This window comes from Phyllobacterium sp. UNC302MFCol5.2 (genome assembly GCF_000686005.1).
Classification (GTDB): domain Bacteria; phylum Pseudomonadota; class Alphaproteobacteria; order Rhizobiales; family Rhizobiaceae; genus Phyllobacterium; species Phyllobacterium pellucidum.
The window spans coordinates 123631-140335 of the sequence record NZ_JMLL01000001.1; the positions used below are offsets into that span (position 1 = coordinate 123631).

General features: G+C 59.2%; 15 protein-coding genes and 1 riboswitch. Of the genes, 11 read left to right on the forward strand and 4 right to left on the reverse strand.

Annotation, left to right across the window (positions count from 1 at the left end; genetic code table 11):
- The first annotated feature begins 2 nt into the window (after positions 1–2).
- From BR48_RS0100570 to BR48_RS0100605, 8 genes are all read left to right on the forward strand, one after another.
- Positions 3–332: an L-rhamnose mutarotase gene (locus BR48_RS0100570; protein ID WP_027229555.1), complete on the forward strand. Its 330-nt coding sequence runs from the start codon at positions 3–5 to the stop codon at positions 330–332.
- 6 nt (positions 333–338) lie between these two features.
- The gene (locus BR48_RS0100575; RefSeq protein WP_197030309.1) at positions 339–1418 is read left to right on the forward strand and encodes a Gfo/Idh/MocA family oxidoreductase; all 1080 of its coding nucleotides are present in this window, start codon (positions 339–341) and stop codon (positions 1416–1418) included.
- Positions 1419–1874: a MaoC/PaaZ C-terminal domain-containing protein gene (locus BR48_RS0100580; protein ID WP_027229557.1), complete on the forward strand. Its 456-nt coding sequence runs from the start codon at positions 1419–1421 to the stop codon at positions 1872–1874.
- A 33-nt stretch (positions 1875–1907) separates the two neighbouring features.
- A complete protein-coding gene (locus BR48_RS0100585; protein WP_027229558.1) occupies positions 1908–2642 on the forward strand; it encodes an SDR family oxidoreductase in 735 nt (244 codons plus the stop codon).
- A gap of 15 nt (positions 2643–2657) precedes the next feature.
- Positions 2658–3503, forward strand: coding sequence for a fumarylacetoacetate hydrolase family protein (locus BR48_RS0100590; RefSeq protein ID WP_027229559.1), 846 nt, complete (start codon positions 2658–2660; stop codon positions 3501–3503).
- 58 nt (positions 3504–3561) lie between these two features.
- Positions 3562–4845: an L-fuconate dehydratase gene (locus BR48_RS0100595; protein WP_027229560.1), complete on the forward strand. Its 1284-nt coding sequence runs from the start codon at positions 3562–3564 to the stop codon at positions 4843–4845.
- Between the two features lie 132 nt (positions 4846–4977).
- Positions 4978–5177: riboswitch (cobalamin riboswitch) on the forward strand.
- A gap of 116 nt (positions 5178–5293) precedes the next feature.
- Complete coding sequence (locus BR48_RS0100600; protein ID WP_027229561.1) at positions 5294–6535, forward strand: aromatic ring-hydroxylating dioxygenase subunit alpha; 1242 nt, start codon at positions 5294–5296, stop codon at positions 6533–6535.
- Positions 6536–7621, forward strand: coding sequence for a hybrid-cluster NAD(P)-dependent oxidoreductase (locus BR48_RS0100605; RefSeq protein ID WP_027229562.1), 1086 nt, complete (start codon positions 6536–6538; stop codon positions 7619–7621). It abuts the gene before it with no gap.
- A 19-nt stretch (positions 7622–7640) separates the two neighbouring features.
- Here BR48_RS0100605 and BR48_RS0100610 read toward each other — a convergent pair whose 3' ends face one another.
- Genes BR48_RS0100610 through BR48_RS0100625 form a run of 4 tightly spaced genes read right to left on the reverse strand, consistent with a single transcriptional unit; the run spans position 7641 to position 11145 of the window.
- Positions 7641–8438 carry a 3-methyl-2-oxobutanoate hydroxymethyltransferase gene (locus BR48_RS0100610; protein WP_027229563.1) on the reverse strand — a complete coding sequence of 266 codons (798 nt, stop codon included), beginning with the start codon at positions 8436–8438 and terminating at the stop codon, positions 7641–7643.
- Between the two features lie 11 nt (positions 8439–8449).
- Positions 8450–9682, reverse strand: coding sequence for an FAD-dependent oxidoreductase (locus BR48_RS0100615; protein WP_027229564.1), 1233 nt, complete (start codon positions 9680–9682; stop codon positions 8450–8452).
- 5 nt (positions 9683–9687) lie between these two features.
- The gene (locus BR48_RS0100620; protein ID WP_027229565.1) at positions 9688–10002 is read right to left on the reverse strand and encodes a MocE family 2Fe-2S type ferredoxin; all 315 of its coding nucleotides are present in this window, start codon (positions 10000–10002) and stop codon (positions 9688–9690) included.
- 39 nt (positions 10003–10041) lie between these two features.
- Positions 10042–11145, reverse strand: coding sequence for a fatty acid desaturase family protein (locus BR48_RS0100625; protein WP_027229566.1), 1104 nt, complete (start codon positions 11143–11145; stop codon positions 10042–10044).
- A gap of 153 nt (positions 11146–11298) precedes the next feature.
- Between BR48_RS0100625 and BR48_RS0100630 the strand changes: the two genes are divergently transcribed.
- The 3 genes from BR48_RS0100630 to BR48_RS25340 all read left to right on the forward strand — a co-directional run bounded on the left by BR48_RS0100630 (position 11299) and on the right by BR48_RS25340 (position 16651).
- Entirely contained in the window at positions 11299–12330 is a 1032-nt protein-coding gene (locus BR48_RS0100630; RefSeq protein ID WP_027229567.1) for a LacI family DNA-binding transcriptional regulator, read from the forward strand.
- A 150-nt stretch (positions 12331–12480) separates the two neighbouring features.
- A complete protein-coding gene (locus BR48_RS0100635; protein ID WP_027229568.1) occupies positions 12481–13296 on the forward strand; it encodes a TIM barrel protein in 816 nt (271 codons plus the stop codon).
- Between the two features lie 361 nt (positions 13297–13657).
- Complete coding sequence (locus BR48_RS25340; RefSeq protein ID WP_051614376.1) at positions 13658–16651, forward strand: hypothetical protein; 2994 nt, start codon at positions 13658–13660, stop codon at positions 16649–16651.
- Positions 16652–16705 lie beyond the last annotated feature (54 nt).

Here is a 16705-nt window from a genome sequence, read left to right on the forward strand (position 1 = left end):
CGATGCAGCGCATGGGCATGATAATCGGGCTCAACCCGGATAAGGTCGCCGAATACAAGCGCCTGCATGCTGCTGTCTGGCCGGAGATTCTCGCGCTTATTTCGAGCTGCAATATCCGCAGCTACACAATCTTTCTACGCGAGCCGGAAAACGTCCTGTTCGGTACCTTCGAATATCACGGGACGGATTTTGCCGCCGATATGGCGAAGATGGCAGCGGACCCGAGGAACCAGGAATGGTGGGCCGAGTGCATGCCATGCCAGATTCCGCTTGAAACCAGGGCCGAAGGCGAGTGGTGGGCGACGATGGAAGAAGTGTTCCATCTCGACTGATGAGGAATAGTGATGCGTTTTGACCCTACGGCCCTGCAGCAGAATTGGCCATTGCCCGAAAAGCCAAGGCCCATCGTGACCTTCGGCGCCGGCAGCATCGTCGGCGATGCGCACTACCCCGCCTATCGGAAGGGCGGCTTTCCGATTGCCGGGCTGTTTGATCCCGACCTCGACAAGGCGCGCAAGCTTGCCGATCAGTGGGGCGTGACCGCCTACGCGTCGCTGGCGGAAGCCGCTGCGGTGGAGGATGCGATCTTCGATCTGGCGACGCCGCCTTCGCGCCATGCGGATGTGTTGCGGGCGCTGCCGCAGGGATCGTTCGCGCTGATCCAGAAGCCTATGGGGAGCGATCTTGGAGAAGCCTCCGAAATCGTGGAGATTTGCCGCGAGCGCAATATCACGGCCGCCGTCAACTTCCAGCTGCGCTTTGCGCCGATGATGCTCGCCCTGAAAGATGCGATTGCGCAAGGTTGGCTTGGCGACGTCATCGATTTCGATGCCTGGCTGGCGCTTGACACGCCGTGGTCGCTCTGGCCGTTCCTCGCTGGCCTGCCCCGAGTCGAAATCGCCATGCATTCGATCCATTATATCGATCTCATCCGCCAGATTCTCGGCAATCCGCTGGGCGTTCATGCCAAGACGCTGGGGCATCCGAACCACAAGGTCGCGCAGACGCGGACGAGCGCCATTCTTGATTACGGCGATACCGTGCGCTGTGCGCTCTCCATCAACCATGACCACAAATTCGGCCGCAAATTCCAGGCCTGCGAGTTCCGTATCTGCGGCACTGAAGGCGCTGCCTATGTGAAGCTCGGGGTCAATCTCGACTATCCGCGCGGCGAGCCGGACGTGCTGATGATCTACCCGAAGGGCGGCTCGGACTGGATCGACGTTCCCCTGAAGGGCGCCTGGTTCCCGGATGCCTTCGTTGGGCGCATGGCCAATCTGCAGCGTTTCGCGAGTGGAGAAGACGAGACCTTGGTCAGTTCGGTCGAAGATGGCTGGCAGACGATGGCGCTGGTCGAGGCGGCTTATGAATCGAGCGCAATGCCGGCAACGCCGCTGGCGAAACTGGCGGAGGCGTGAATGGCCGAACAGGCAATCTATTTCGAGGACTATGAACTTGGCCATGTACGCGTCACCTCCGGGAGGACGATCACCGAGACCGATTTCGTGGTGCATGCGGGCCATACCGGCGATTTCTTCCCGCACCACATGGACGCGGAATTTGCCAAGACGACGCCGTTCGGCCAGCGCGTGGCGCACGGCACGATGATCTTTTCGATCGGCGTCGGGCTCACGGCGAGCCTGATCAATCCCGTGGCTTTTTCCTATGGCTACGACCGGCTGCGCTTTGTGCGCCCGGTGTTCATCGGCGATACGATCCGGACCCGCGTGACCATCAGCGTCAAGGAAGATGATCCGAAGCGCACCGGCAGCGGTCGCGTGGTCGAGCGCTGCGAAGTTCTGAACCAGCGCGACGAGGTGGTTCTCGCCGCAGATCACATCCTGATTGCCGAGCGCAGGGCATCGGGTGCATGACAGGCACGATACGTGTCGAAATGGAGGTTTGAAATGACAGGCAAGCTTGCGGGCAAGCGCGTTCTCATCACGGCGGCAGGGCAGGGCATCGGGCGGGCATCCGTGCTCGCATTCGCCCGCGAAGGCGCAATCGTCCATGCGACGGATATCAACGAGCAACTTCTCGATGCCTTGCCCAAGGAAGACAGTATCCATCCGCGCGAGCTCGATGTGCTGAAAACCGACGAGGTCAACAGGGTGATCGGCGAGATCGGGGCGATCGACATCTTGTTCAATTGCGCCGGTTTCGTGCACGGCGGCTCGATCCTCGAAATGCCGGATGCCGATCTCGACTTTGCCCTCGACCTCAACGTTCGCGCGATGATCCGTACGATCAGGGCGGTGCTGCCCGGAATGATCGAGCGAAAGGATGGCGCGATCGTCAACATGTCTTCCGTTGCAAGCAGCGTGAAAGGCGTGCCGAACCGCTTCGCCTACGGCGTGACCAAGGCCGCGGTGCTCGGTCTGACCAAGGCGGTGGCCGCCGACTACATCACGCAAGGTATTCGCTGCAACGCGATTTGCCCGGGCACGGTCGAAAGCCCGTCGCTGGAGCAGCGCATGCGCGCCGGGGGCGACTATGAGACGACGCGTGCGGCATTCATCGCCCGCCAGCCCATGGGACGCCTCGGCTTGCCGGAAGAGATTGCCGATCTTGCCGTCTATCTTGCCGGCGCGACCTACACGACCGGCCAAGCCTACAATATCGATGGCGGCTGGACCGTCTAACCAAAGGAATAAACGATGAAATTTCTACGCTATGGCGCCCCCGGGCAGGAAAAGCCCGGCATACTCGACACTAAGGGCCAGATTCGCGATCTCTCGGGGAAAGTCAGCGACCTTTCGGGCGCCGTACTCGATCCAGCAGCGCTGGCAAAGCTGGCCGATCTCGATATGGATGGCCTTCCGCTCGTCGAGGGCGCCCCGCGCCTTGGTCCCTGCATTGCCGGCACCGGAAAGTTCATCTGCATCGGCCTCAACTATGCCGACCATGCAGCAGAATCCGGGATGGCCGTGCCACCGGAACCCGTGATCTTCATGAAGGCGACCTCCGCCATTGTCGGGCCGAATGACGACCTGCTCATACCGCGCGGTTCGGAAAAGACCGACTGGGAAGTGGAACTCGGCGTCGTCATCGGCCGTACCGCAAAATATGTCAGCGAAGCCGACGCGCTCGACTACGTCGCCGGCTACTGCACCGTCCATGACGTCAGCGAGCGCGCGTTCCAGATCGAGCGTGCCGGGCAATGGACCAAGGGCAAGAGCTGCGACACGTTCGGGCCGACCGGTCCGTGGCTGGTAACGAAGGAAGAGATCGCCGACCCGCAAAACCTCAAAATGTGGCTCACCGTCAATGGCGAGACGATGCAGAACGGCTCGACAAAGACCATGGTTTACGGCGTTGCCTTCCTCGTCTCCTATCTCAGCCAGTTCATGAGCCTGCAGCCCGGCGACATCATTTCAACCGGCACGCCGCCCGGCGTCGGGATGGGCATGAAGCCGCCGCGCTATCTGAAGGCGAGCGATGTCATCGAGCTTGGAATTGAAGGCCTTGGCAACCAGAAGCAGGTGGCGCGCGCCGACACCTGATCATTTGCGACAAACTAAAATTGAAAACGAGATTACTGGGCAATTTCAGGAGCAAGACATGACCCGCATCACCGATCTTCGGGTTTTCGACATCCGTTTCCCTACGTCGCAGGGGCTTGACGGTTCCGACGCGATGAACCCGGATCCGGATTATTCGGCGGCCTATGTCGTTCTTGATACGGATAAGGGTGGTCTTGCCGGGCACGGCCTCACATTCACCATCGGGCGTGGCAACGAGATTTGCTGCCTCGCCATCGAAGCGATGAAGCATCTGGTCATCGGACTTGAACTCGACTGGGTGAAGGAAAATCCGGGACGCTTTTGGCATTTCATCACTGGCGACAGCCAATTGCGCTGGATCGGGCCGGACAAGGGCGCCATGCATCTTGCCACCGGCGCCGTCGTCAACGCCGTCTGGGACTTGCTGGCCAAGGAAGCCGGCAAACCAGTCTGGCAGCTGGTCGGCGAGATGACGCCGGAGGAAATCGTCAACATTGTCGATTTCCGCTACCTGACCGATGTTCTGACTCGCGACGAGGCACTCGACATTCTGCGGAAAGCCGATGCCGGTAAGGCGGAACGCATCGCTGCCCTCAAGGCCGAAGGCTATCCTTGCTATACGACCTCCGCCGGTTGGCTAGGCTATTCCGACGAAAAGCTGCGCCGGCTTTGCCAGGAGGCCGTCGATGCCGGCTTCAACCACGTCAAGATGAAGGTCGGGCGCGATCTCGAGGATGACATCCGCCGGCTGACGATCGCCCGCGAGGTGATCGGGCCAGACCGTATCCTGATGATCGATGCCAACCAGGTCTGGGAGGTCAACGAGGCCATCGACTGGGTGAAGAAGCTTGCCTTCGTCAAGCCGTTCTTCATCGAGGAACCGACGAGCCCGGATGATGTCGCCGGGCATCGCAAGATTCGCGAGGCGATCAAGCCGGTCAAGGTGGCGACCGGCGAGATGTGCCAGAACCGGATCATGTTCAAGCAGTTCATCGCTGAAGGTGCGATCGATGTGGTCCAGATCGATTCCTGCCGCATGGGCGGGCTCAACGAGGTGCTGGCGGTGCTGCTGATCGCGGCGAAATACAATCTGCCGGTCTGGCCGCATGCGGGTGGGGTTGGCCTCTGCGAATATGTGCAGCATTTGTCGATGATCGACTACATCGCGGTGTCGGGCACCAAGGAGGGGCGGGTGATCGAATATGTCGATCATCTGCACGAGCATTTCGTCGATCCCTGCGATATTCGCAATGCCGCCTATATGCCCCCTTCGATGCCGGGATTCTCGATAGAGATGAAGCCGGAATCGATCAGGCAATATCTGCATCGCCCAATGGTATGATCAGCGTCAGTGCCACAAATCGACAGCGCCCGGGGTCAAGGGTGCGGCGCACCATTTGACCGCAATGCCGCGTGTCGCCGTTCGTAAATGGGATGTCGTTTCCGCACCTATCCTTTTCCAAAGCCCGATGCTTTTATCGTAATCACTTGAGGTGCCGCTTTCTAGGGAAGGCGGAGAATTGGGAAGCCGGTTAAAACCCGGCGCTGCCCCCGCAACGGTAGTGGAGTAAAACGCGGCAAAACAGCCACTGGGAGTGCACCCCGGGAAGGCGCCGTGAAGTCTGAAAAGGCAACTCCAGAGCCCGGAAACCAGCCTTGAGGGAAAACCGACTGATCGCGGTGGGCGATCAAGGAGCATGGCTTTGTGCGGCCGACAAACGTTGGCTGCACGGACGTTCTTCTCCGTCACCACCAGTCAGTTCTTTGCAGGCTTAAGGCGAGGACGCGACATGGACATTCGCAATGAACTTCTCCGGAATCTCGGAAACCGGAAACCGGGCTACGGACTGGAACAGGCTTTCTACTCGGACCCAGACTACTACCGTCTCGACATGGAGACGATTTATTATCGCGACTGGCTGTTCATCGGCCATGATTGCGAAGTCGCCAAACCCGGCAATTATTTCACGGTACAGGTCGGCGACTACCCCGTCGTCATCGTTCGCGACCGCCAGGGACAGATTCGCGCCTTCCACAATTCCTGCCGCCATCGCGGTTCGCGCATCTGCGCGGGTGAGAAGGGGAGCTCGGCAAAACTCGTCTGCCCCTATCACCAGTGGACGTATGAGCTCGACGGACGTCTACTTTTTGCCCGCCAGATGGGTGACGATTTCGACGCGAGCCAGTTCAGTCTGAAAACGGTGCATTGCGAGAGCGTCGGCGGCTACATCTTCATCTGCCTGGCGCAGATCGCGCCCGATTTCACCCCGACACGAACCCTGCTCGAGCCGTACCTTGCGCCACACCGGCTGACGGAAACCAAGGTCGCCTTCCAGAGTTCGATCGTCGAGAAAGGCAACTGGAAGCTCGTCTGGGAGAATAACCGCGAGTGCTACCATTGCGCCGGCAACCATCCTGAGCTTTGCAAGACCTTCCCTGAAGCGCCGAGCGCCACCGGAATTCAGGGTTCGAAGGAAGATCCGGAAATGGTATCGCACTGGGACAAGTGCGAGGCGGCTGGTTTGCCAAGCGTATTCCGCATCGCTGAAGATGGGCAGTATCGGGCGACCCGTGTTCCGCTCATCAACAATGCCGAGAGCTATACTCTATCGGGCAAGCGCGCCGTCGGCCGTCAGCTCAGCGACGACGTCAACGCCAGGAGCATAGGTTCACTGCTCCTCTACCATTATCCAACGACCTGGAATCACATCCTTGGCGACCATGCGATCTCTTTCCGTGTCTTGCCACTCGGTCCGAACGAGACGCAAGTCACGACCAAGTGGCTAGTTCATAAGGATGCGGTTGAGGGCGTCGATTATAATCTCGAAGAGCTGACGCATGTCTGGCTGGAAACCAACGATCAGGACCGTCGCATCGTCGAAGAAAACGCGTTCGGCATTCGCTCGCCGGCCTATGAACCCGGTCCCTATTCGGTCGAGCATGAAGGCGGCGTCCTTCAATTCCTGGAATGGTATAGCAATGCCATGGAAGCGCGGCTTTCCGGCGATACGAAACTCAGCAGGGTTGCTTGAATGAACATTGGCGTTTCCCAGAATTATCCGCACCTCGACCAGATGCAGCCGTGGAACGACCGGCTGCATCTCGAATGTCTTTCGGTCGTCGAGGAAGCGCCCAATGTGAAGACCTTCACCTTCCGCTCGGATAATCATAACTGGTTTCGTTATGAGCCTGGCCAGTTCATGACCTTCGAGCTGCCCGTGCAACCGGAAGCGGTTTTGCGCACCTTTACATTGTCATCGAGCCCCTCCCGACCCTTCACCGTCGCCGTGACGGTCAAGGCGCAGGAAGATAGCATCGGCACGCGCTGGATGCTCGATCATCTCATGCCGGGCGTGCGCCTCAAGGCCTTTGGCCCGCTCGGCGACTTTTCGATGCGCAAGCATCCCGGCAGCAAGTATCTTTTCATATCAGCCGGCTCAGGCATCACGCCCATGATGTCGATGACGCGCTGGATGCATGATTGCGCGCCGCAGAGCGATATCAATTTCGTTACCTGCGCGCGGCGTCCGAGCGATATCATTTTCCGCAAGGAACTCGAATATCTGACGAGTTGCATGCCGAACCTGAAATTGACCTTCCTCATCAAGGAGCACGAGATGGGGCAGGTCTGGACCGGCATACGCGGCAGGCTCGAAACGCCGAAGCTGCCGCTGCTCGCCCCGGACTTCAAGGACAGGACCATTTTCTGCTGCGGTCCGGAAAGCTTCATGCGTGATGTGCGCAATATGCTCGAAGCGTCCGGATTCGACATGGCCCACTACCATCAGGAAAGCTTCGGCCCGGCGCCCGAGCCTGTCCTGCCGATGCTCGACGGGATCTCCACGGAGCCGGCCGCGAGCGCGACGGTGACGTTCTCGATGTCGAGCATGGAGGTGCCATGCGCGGCCGGAGAAACGATCCTCAAGGCGGCGCGCGGTGCTGGCATCCGCATTGCCGCCGCCTGCGAGTCGGGTCTTTGCGGCACGTGCAAAGTTATGAAGCTCGCCGGCAACGTCGACATGGACCACAATGGCGGCATCCTCGATGAGGAAATCGACGAGGGCTATATCCTCGCCTGCTGCTCCAAGCCGCTCGGCAATGTCGAAGTCGAGGCTTAAGGCAAACGGCGACCGTAGATCAGAGAGAGGGCAGTTCGCGCAAGAACCGGTCCAGTTCTTCGCGCGGCATGCCGACGACATGTTCTGGTCCCGGATATGTCCTGGCACTCACGTCGGCGACGAACTCGGAAAAGGCCGCGATCCTTTCCTGCTGCAGGCGGTCGAGTTCAGCCGTGAAGTTGCGATAGACCTTGGCGTGGCGCGGATAATGGCCGCGATTTGAACCGAGCACGTCGGCCGCGAAAAGATACTGCGCATCGCAGCCCGCGCCCGCGCCCATCGAGATCATGAAAAGCGATGTTCGCTCGCTGATGGCGGAGGCGACGTCAACCGGCACGACCTCTATCTCGGCGGCGAAGGCGCCTGCCTCTTCAAGCGCCCTGGTCTGCCGCCAGATTTCGAGCGCGCTCGTCGCAGTCTTCCCTACCGCCCTGAATCCGCCCGTCCAGGTCGCCTTGGACGGGATGAGGCCCACATGTCCGCATACGGGGATTCCCTCGTCGCGAAGCCGGCGCACCGTGGCAAGACTTGCGGCGCAATAGACAGCGTCAGCGCCCGCCTTGCGTGCCGTGAACGCACCCCGCAGGTAATCCTCGGCGGTGACGAAATCGCCGTATTCGAGCCCCGGCACGGTAAAGGCAGAGGGCGCCGCGTCGCGAAATTCCGGCGTAAGCAACGCCGGCGGTATGGAAAGCATGTCGACGCGGGCGCGTTCGGCGGCCTCGGCTTCCTCCAGCGTTTCGACCCGCAGCATGGTTAGCTGGCGGCGGCCCTTAAGTGCAAGAATGTCCGCGACGGTGGGGCGCAGGTTTCGCATGGTTATCCGCCTTAGGCCGCGAGCAGCGATTTGAGTTTGACATGGCTCGATTGAAGCTGCGCTGGAACCGGTCGCGCGCTGCGTTGGATCAACATCTCGGCGAGGCGAATATCTTTGGCGACAGCATTGCCGGGTCCGATGCCGCTTGCCGCGACAAGCCGGCCATCGGCGGCAAGATGAAAGAGGATGAAGGCATCGTCGCCAAGGTCACGGCGGATCGTCTCCGTCGCTTCGTCGGCAAGTCCCGCGACCTGCAGGCCGAGTTCGTATTGATCGGACCAGAACCACGGTACGGATTCGTGTGGCTCCCGGCCGCCGAGCATGTTGCGCGCGGCGAGGGAACCTTGTTCCTGCGCATTGCGCCAGGCCTCCAGGCGGACGCGTCGTCCGCCATAGATCGCGAGTGGAAAGGCGCAGCAATCCCCGGCAGCAAATATGTCAGGGTCGCTCGTCTGCAGCCAATCATTTACGATGATGCCATTGGCGGTTTCGAGACCGGCCGCTTCAGCCAGATCCGTGACAGGGACAGCGCCAATCCCGATCACCGCAAGATCGGCGGCAATTTCCATGCCGTCAGCAAGGGTGATGTTGACGCTGTCGTCCGTGTCGTTGATCGATGCGATCCCTGTTCCGCAGCGCAGACTGACGCCTTCATGGCGATGGCGGGCGGCGATGACCTCGGCGATCTCTTGCGGCACGCCCCGCATCAGGATACGCGGCTGCGCCTCGATGACCGTCACCGCCGCGCCGCGCTTGCGTGCGCTTGCGGCAAGTTCGAGGCCGATGAACCCACCACCGATGATAGCAATGCGTGCCGCCGGACCGAAGCGCGCACGGATGCGCAGCGCGTCGTCATAGCTGCGCAAGGTGACGCAATGTTTGCTGCCTGCAGCAAGCGGCAGGGCGCGCGGCAGAGCGCCTGTGGCAATCAGCAGCCGCTCGTATGCAATTTTTCGGCCGTTGTGAAGGACGACCGACTTTGCGGCCCGGTCGATAGACGCAGCCGTTGAATTGCCAATGAAGTCGATCCGCTGCTCAGCGAATTGTTCGATACTGGCGATGGTTCTCGGCAAGGGATGATCGTCGGAGACCATCGCCTCTTTCGAAAGTGGCGGGCGTTCATAGGGGAGGTGCGGTTCGGTGCCGATTAACGCGATCGTCCCGCCATAGCCGTTTTCACGCAGGGCAAATGCCGCGCGCACCCCGCATTCGCCGGCGCCGATGATGACCATGCCATGTTCCATGACTGTCACCCGAGCTGAATGAGGACTTTGCCGGACTCGACCTTGACCGGATATGTCCTGAGATTGACGCAGACCGGCGCGCCCTTGGCCTGGCCGGTCTTGTAGTTGAAGCGGCCGTTGTGTTTCGGGCATTCGATAATCTCATCCATGACCAGGCCGTCGGCAAGGTGGATATGCTCATGCGTGCACAAGCCGTCGGTGGCGAAGAACTCGTCCTCGGGGCTGCGATAGATCGCGAAGGTGCGCCCGTCGTGATCAAAGCGCATGACGTCCTCCTCGTCGATATCCTCGGAGGTGCAGGCCTCAACCCAATTGCTCATATTCATTCCTCCCGAATGTTGTCCTGGATACAGACCCGACTATTCCGCCGCGGATGCCAAAGCTTCGTTGTGAAACGCCTCGCGGTAGGGCTTTGCCGTTGCCGGCAGTTCACGCTTCAGGAAATAGTCCTCGTTGCGCAATTGGCGAATGAAGGCGGGGATCATCTCGCGGTAGCCGCTGAGAATGGATGGGTTCGGCGCGGGCAGGTCGTGCCTGGTCATGGCGTGGAGCTGCGGCAGCGCATGGTAGGGCACCATCGGGAACATGTGGTGCTCGACGTGATAATTCATGTTCCAGTAGATGAAGCGGCTGACCGGATTCATGTAAACCGTGCGGCTGTTCAGCCTGTGGTCGATGACATTGTCGGCAAGGCCGCCATGCTGCAGAAGCCCGGTCATGACATGATGCCAGGCGCCATAAAGGCGAGGCAGGCCGATGACCATCAGCGGCAGGATCGAGCCCATATAGATGGAAAGCGCAATGGTTGCGAGATAGATCGCCGCCCAGATCCGCGCGACAAGGATGACCTTGGGCTGTTCCTGTTCGGGAATGAAGGTCTTTTCCTCGGCGTTGACAATGCCGGACGCATTGCGGACAAGATCGGTCATCGCGTGCCAGGCATCGAGAATGCCGAAGAAGTTGAGGACGAGGCGCAAGAGGTCGGGCGGGCGCATGACCGCGATCTCCGGATCACGGCCGACAATGACGGTGTCCGTGTGATGGCGCGTGTGGCTCCAGCGCCAGGTGATCGGGTTGCGCATGATCATGAAACAGGCGATTTCATAGACCGCGTCGTTCATCCAGCGCGTCTTGAATGCAGTGCCATGTCCGCATTCGTGCCAGCGGCTGTCAGATGCGGAGCCGTAGAGCACGCCGTAGGCGAGGAAGAAGGGCACGCATAGCCAACTGCCCCAGAAGTAGATGCCGAGACCGGCAAGGATGGTCATGCTCCCGAGCCAGATGATCGTATCGCGAATTGCGGGGCCATCGCTGCGTTTCATCAGTTCCTTCATCTGCTTGCGCGGAATGTCAGTATGATACCACTCGGCAGCGGCGAGACCGGATTCCACGGCGAGGCGGGAATCCCGGCCGATGAGGCTGTAATCCCTTTTTGTCGGCGCCGCCGAGCTGGCTGTGTTCATTGCGTGACCTCCCAGATCGATGCAATGGAATTGCGTGTCGCCGGGATATTATGAGTATGGCTGCCGCGCCTCAATCGAGGATGAGGAAATTCTATCATTTACCCTCATGCCATGGTAGGAAACGATGATAGAATCTATCAGGCGAAGAAGACATTGGCGAACCGACCGACTATTGCTGATCTTGCACGGGAATCTGGTGTCAGCGTTGCCACGGTCGACAGGGTGCTCAACAACCGGCTGCCGGTGCGTGAAGAGACGGCGCGGCGCGTTTATGAGGCGGCCAACACGATCGGCTATCACGCCGCGGGTCTTATTCGCCAGCGCATGCGTCAGGAACTCCCGGAATACAAGGTTGGATTCCTGCTCAGCAAGCCGGGTCATCAATTCTATCAAAGCTTTGCACGCGAGATCGAAAACGCCGTTGCGCAAGCCGTGCATTTTCGCGGCATTGCCCAGGTTGAATTCTGCGCTTCGCAATCGCCCGAAGATATCGTCGCCAAGCTGAGGCCGCTTGCCGGCCGGTGCCGGGCGGTCGGCCTGGTTGCGCCGGATCATCCGGCCATCACCGCTGCCGTCGAGGAATTGAAGCAGAAGGATATTCCGGTCTTCTCACTGCTGTCCGATTTCGCCGCCGGGGTGCGCGAAGGCTATATCGGCGTCAACAATCGCAAGGTCGGGCGCACTGCGGCGTGGATGATTGCCAAGGCGGCGCGCAAGCCCGGAAAGGTCGTCATCTTCGTTGGAAGCCATCGCTATCACGGTCACGAACTGCGCGAGATCGGCTTTCGGGCATTTTTCCGCGAAGAGGCGCAGGAGTTCACCGTTCTCGATACGATGGTAAACCTTGAAACCCGGCAGATCACCCATGAGGCCATGCTCGACCTGATGCGCCGCCATCCCGACCTTGCGGGCTGCTATGTGGCGGGTGGCGGCATGGAGGGGGCAATCGCCGCGCTGCGGGAAACGGGCATCAAACCGCCGCCGGTGATGATCGTCAATGAGATCACGCCGGAATCGCGCGCCGCGCTTGCCGACAACATCGTTACAATGGCGATTTCCACGCCGCTGCAGCGGCTTTGCCGCGAACTCGTCGACCTCATGGGCCATGCGATCGAGCGGGGCGCGGCCAATGCACCGGGCCAGACCTTCCTGCCCTTCGACATCTACCTGCCGGAGAATATCTGACGTCTCGTCACCACCGAATCTATCAGGAATGATAGTTTTTCGCTCATCATGGTGATTGACGACGAGGCGATCACGACAGATGTTCACGCCCAACGGCAACGTCCTTGCGCGACGTTGGGATCTTCGGGAGGAAATCACATGACCGACACAATTTCGCATCCAGTTTTTGCTCTTAATCATATGGTCGCTCCCGGGCTTTCGCCGCGCAAATTCTTTGAACTGGCAAAGTCGCTTGGCCTCAAGGATGTCGAGATCCGCAATGATCTTGGCGGCAACGCCATCATGGACGGCACGGACGCGAGCGAAGTGAAGGCATTGGCCGACGAGGTGGGCGTGAGAATCGCAACAATCAACGCGCTGCAGCGCTTCAACGACTGGACACCGGAGCGCGAGAAAGAGGCAGTAGAACTTGCGGACTATGCAAGGGACGTCGGCGCCAAGGCACTGGTGCTCGTTCCCGTCAATGACGGCACCGGGCAAAGGGATGGTGAGCGCCAGGCAAACCTTCGCTCTGCGCTGAAGGGGCTAAAGCCCATTCTCGAACAGCGTGGCCTGATCGGCTATGTCGAGCCGCTCGGCTTCGAGGTTTGCTCCCTGCGCTCGAAGCGTGAGGCCGTCGAGGCAATTCAGGCGGTCGGCGGGGAGGAGCGGTTCAAGCTCGTGCATGACACGTTCCACCATCATCTTGCCGGCGAGCCGGAACTTTTCCCGGCGATGACCGGCCTCGTCCATATTTCCGGGGTGACCGATCCGGACGTCACGGTCAGCGCCATGCGCGATCCGCATCGGGTGCTGGTCGACGACAAGGACCGGCTCGGCAATATCGAGCAGATGCGCGCGCTCATCGATCAGGGGTATGACGGCGCCTTTTCCTTCGAGCCTTTTGCCGAGGAAGTTCAGCAACTCGAGAATCCTGCCGAGGCAGTCCGGGACAGCATGGACGGAATCAAGGCCGGGCTGGTTTAGAACGAGTCAGTGGCAGGCGCAGATGCATGAAACGGGTCTACACGCTAAGGTTGACGGAGGCGCATGTCCATGCAACCATCGATATCTTATTGAAAACAATGACTAAATAAACGGCCCAATTCTTTATCCGGTTAAACTTTAGGCGAATTGACGCCGACCTCTCTCCTTGACATGAATCAAGTTTTACAACCCTCAACTTGGCTCGGGATTGAACTCCATGACTTTCACTGCTGCCTGTAACTGTCACTCCCCATCGCGTATTTGAATATTTTTTTTCCGCACCACGACTTCTGATCTTCAGATCGGAGGCGTCGCCGTGGACGTTCGTATTATTGTCATAAATTCAAGGATTTAGCCCAAAATGAATTTGCGGTATTCATCGCTTGCGGCGCTGCTTTTTCTTGCAGCGTGCGACGGCTCCAACTCATCGTCCACGGGAAACGAAACGGCCGGGACTTTTACTGACACGCAGGCAAAGGCGGTAGCCGATGCTTCGGCAATCACCGCAAAGGCCGAAGCGGATGCGACGGCGATGCGACAACAAGCCAACGCCGAAATCGTAATACTTCGCGAACAGGCAAGCAAAGACGCCAATAACGCTGCTTCGCTCACTGCCAAGAACATTCTGGATGAGGCGGAGAAAAAGGCCAAGGAATTACAGGCCAACACCGAGGGTGAGGCGAAGAAGCTGCTCGATCGTGCCGCTACGGATGCGGGCGCTGTCATTTCGAAGGCTTCCATCGATGCCGAAAATGCAAAAAAGGCAGCGGAAGCGAAGGCAACGGAACTAACCGAAAAAGCAAAGCTGGACGCCATCGCGACAAAGGACATTGCCGCGAAAGAAGGCAAGGCCCTCAAAGACCAGGCAACCATTGACGCCAAGGCACTCACCGACACCGCTGACAAGCAAGCAAAGCAAATTGCGGATCAGGCCGCAAAGGATGCGGCCGCCCTTGCCGACAAGGCCTCGAAAGATTCCACTGCGTCGGCAGAGGCTGCTGCCGCAGCCGTAAAGGCATTGAAGGATAAGGCGGAGAGTGAGGCCAAGGTCGTTACAGACAAGGCTGCCGCAGACGCAAAGGCGCTCACCGATGCAGCCGACGCTGCAAAGAAGGCAGTCGAAGTCAAGGCAACGGAACTCACCGAAAAAGCAAAGCTGGACGCCATCGCGACAAAGGACATTGCCGCGAAGGAAGCCAAAGCCCTCACCGACACTGCCGAAAAGCAAGCAAAACAAATCACGGATCAGGCTGCGAAGGACGCGGCCGCCCTTGCCGACAAGGCCTCGAAAGATGCCACAGCGTCGGCAGAGGCCGCTGCCTCAGCTGCAAAGGCAGTGAAGGACAAGGCGGAGAGCGAGGCCAAGGCGGTTACAGACAAGGCTGCCGCGGATGCAAAAGCACTCACCGACGCCGCGGACAAAAAGGCCGTGCAACTGAAAGATCAGGCGACACTTGACGCAAAGGCAACGTTGGACAAAGCCGAAACGAATGCCAAGCTGCTTCTCGATGCTGCGACTGTAGAGGCCAAAGAAACCAAGGAAGCCGCACTGACAAAGGCTGTCAGTACGCTGAAAGCAGCGGGGCTCGCCAAGGATGCCGGTGAATTGCTTGCCAATGCGGGCAAGGAAGAGGAAGCGTTCGATCTCCTTGCGCCCAAGGACAAGGTTGTCGACGACACTTATCAATATGATGGCAGTGCAACCGGATCGCTTGCGCTCAAGGATGCTGTCGAAGTCGCCTCGGCGAAGCGCGATGTCGTTGATGTCAACGGCAAGTCTGTCCCCTACACAGCATCCGCTGGTCACCTAATCGCCTATGATCTGAAGACCAAGGAACCACAGGCCGCGCTATTCTATACCGCGTATACACGCGACGGCCTGCCGAAGGAGAAGCGTCCCGTCACCTTCTTCTGGAACGGCGGCCCGGGCTCGGCTTCGATCTGGCTTCACCTCGGATCGTGGGCGCCCCGGCGCCTCAAGACGGGCGCGCCGGTCGTTCCGGAGGAATACAAGACCGTACAGCCGCAGCACTTTCCTCTGGTTCCCAACGTCGAAACGCTTCTCGACAAGTCGGATCTCGTCTTCATCGATCCTCCGGGCGCCGGCTACTCCCAAGCGATCGCGCCGCACACTAATTCCGATTTTTGGGGCGTCGACCAGGATCCACCTGTCATCCGCGATTTCATCCGGCGCTATGTCAACGTCAACAATCGTCAGCTTTCGCCGAAATACGTCTACGGCGAATCCTATGGCGGCATTCGCACGCCGATCGTAGCGAACCTTATGGAAGACGCCGGCAAGAGCCAGTTCGAGCCGGACAAATCCGGCAAGGATTCCGTCGTCCTTTCCGGCGTTATCCTAAATTCGCCGGTTCTTGCCTACGATGTCACATGTTCCGACTATGGCGATGACTGGAAAAAGCCCCTCTCCTGTGCGGGGTTAGTACCAACCTATGCCATGATCGCGGATTGGCACAAGCTATCGAAAGCGCGACCGGCGGGAACGTCAGTCGAAAGCTACTTGTCTACGATCAGAAAGTTCATGGTGGAGCGCTTCGCACCGGCTAACGAGCTTTACTACAAGGGCGTCCCGAACGAGGATACGGAGTATTTCGACTCGCCGGAATGGTCAGCCTTCGTCGATACCCCCGACGGCGATATCCTGACCTCCTACCTGAGTGCTATCACGACTATCAAGGAGGGCAATTGGCGGCACGGACTGAACAACGGCGAAGTGTTCTTCATGGACACCGTACTTCTTAAGAATTTTATCAAGAATTATTACGATGCTCGAATGGTCATTCCTGGCAAGTGGGTCAAGCGCGTCGGCGATGTTCCGGCTCACGAAGAGCCCTATAATATGAGCGACTACGAGGATGTGGCGTTCCAGAATGAAATCAAGACGTATCTGCCGAACTTCACCAATTACAATGTGAGTTCCACTTATATCAAATCCTCCGACGCCGCATATGACGGCTGGAAGTGGGAACGGACTGCAACGGCAAGCAAGCAGGCAACCAGCTTGCCCGACCTGAAAGCGATCGTCGTCAAGGACCCATCGATCAAAACGCTGGTGTTCCATGGCTACTACGACATTGTGACGCCGTTCTATCAGACCGAACTGGACATTGAGGGGGCAGGTCTGAAAGACCGCATGCCGGTAGGGCTCTTTGAAGGCGGTCATATGACCTACTCGTCCGAAGAAGCCCGCAGGCCACTGAAAGAGATGTTGAACGCGTTCTACGACGCCCCGCCATATGCCGGTCCCGGACTTCTGCGGTCAAGGCACTATCGACGCAATAAATGGATGGCAAGGCGCGGCCTCGGTCGCGCCTGCTGCGTCATTCCTACGTGACACATTTGCATTCAAGTACGGTGTCGGGAAGAGCGAAATGGCCACCCCGTGGCC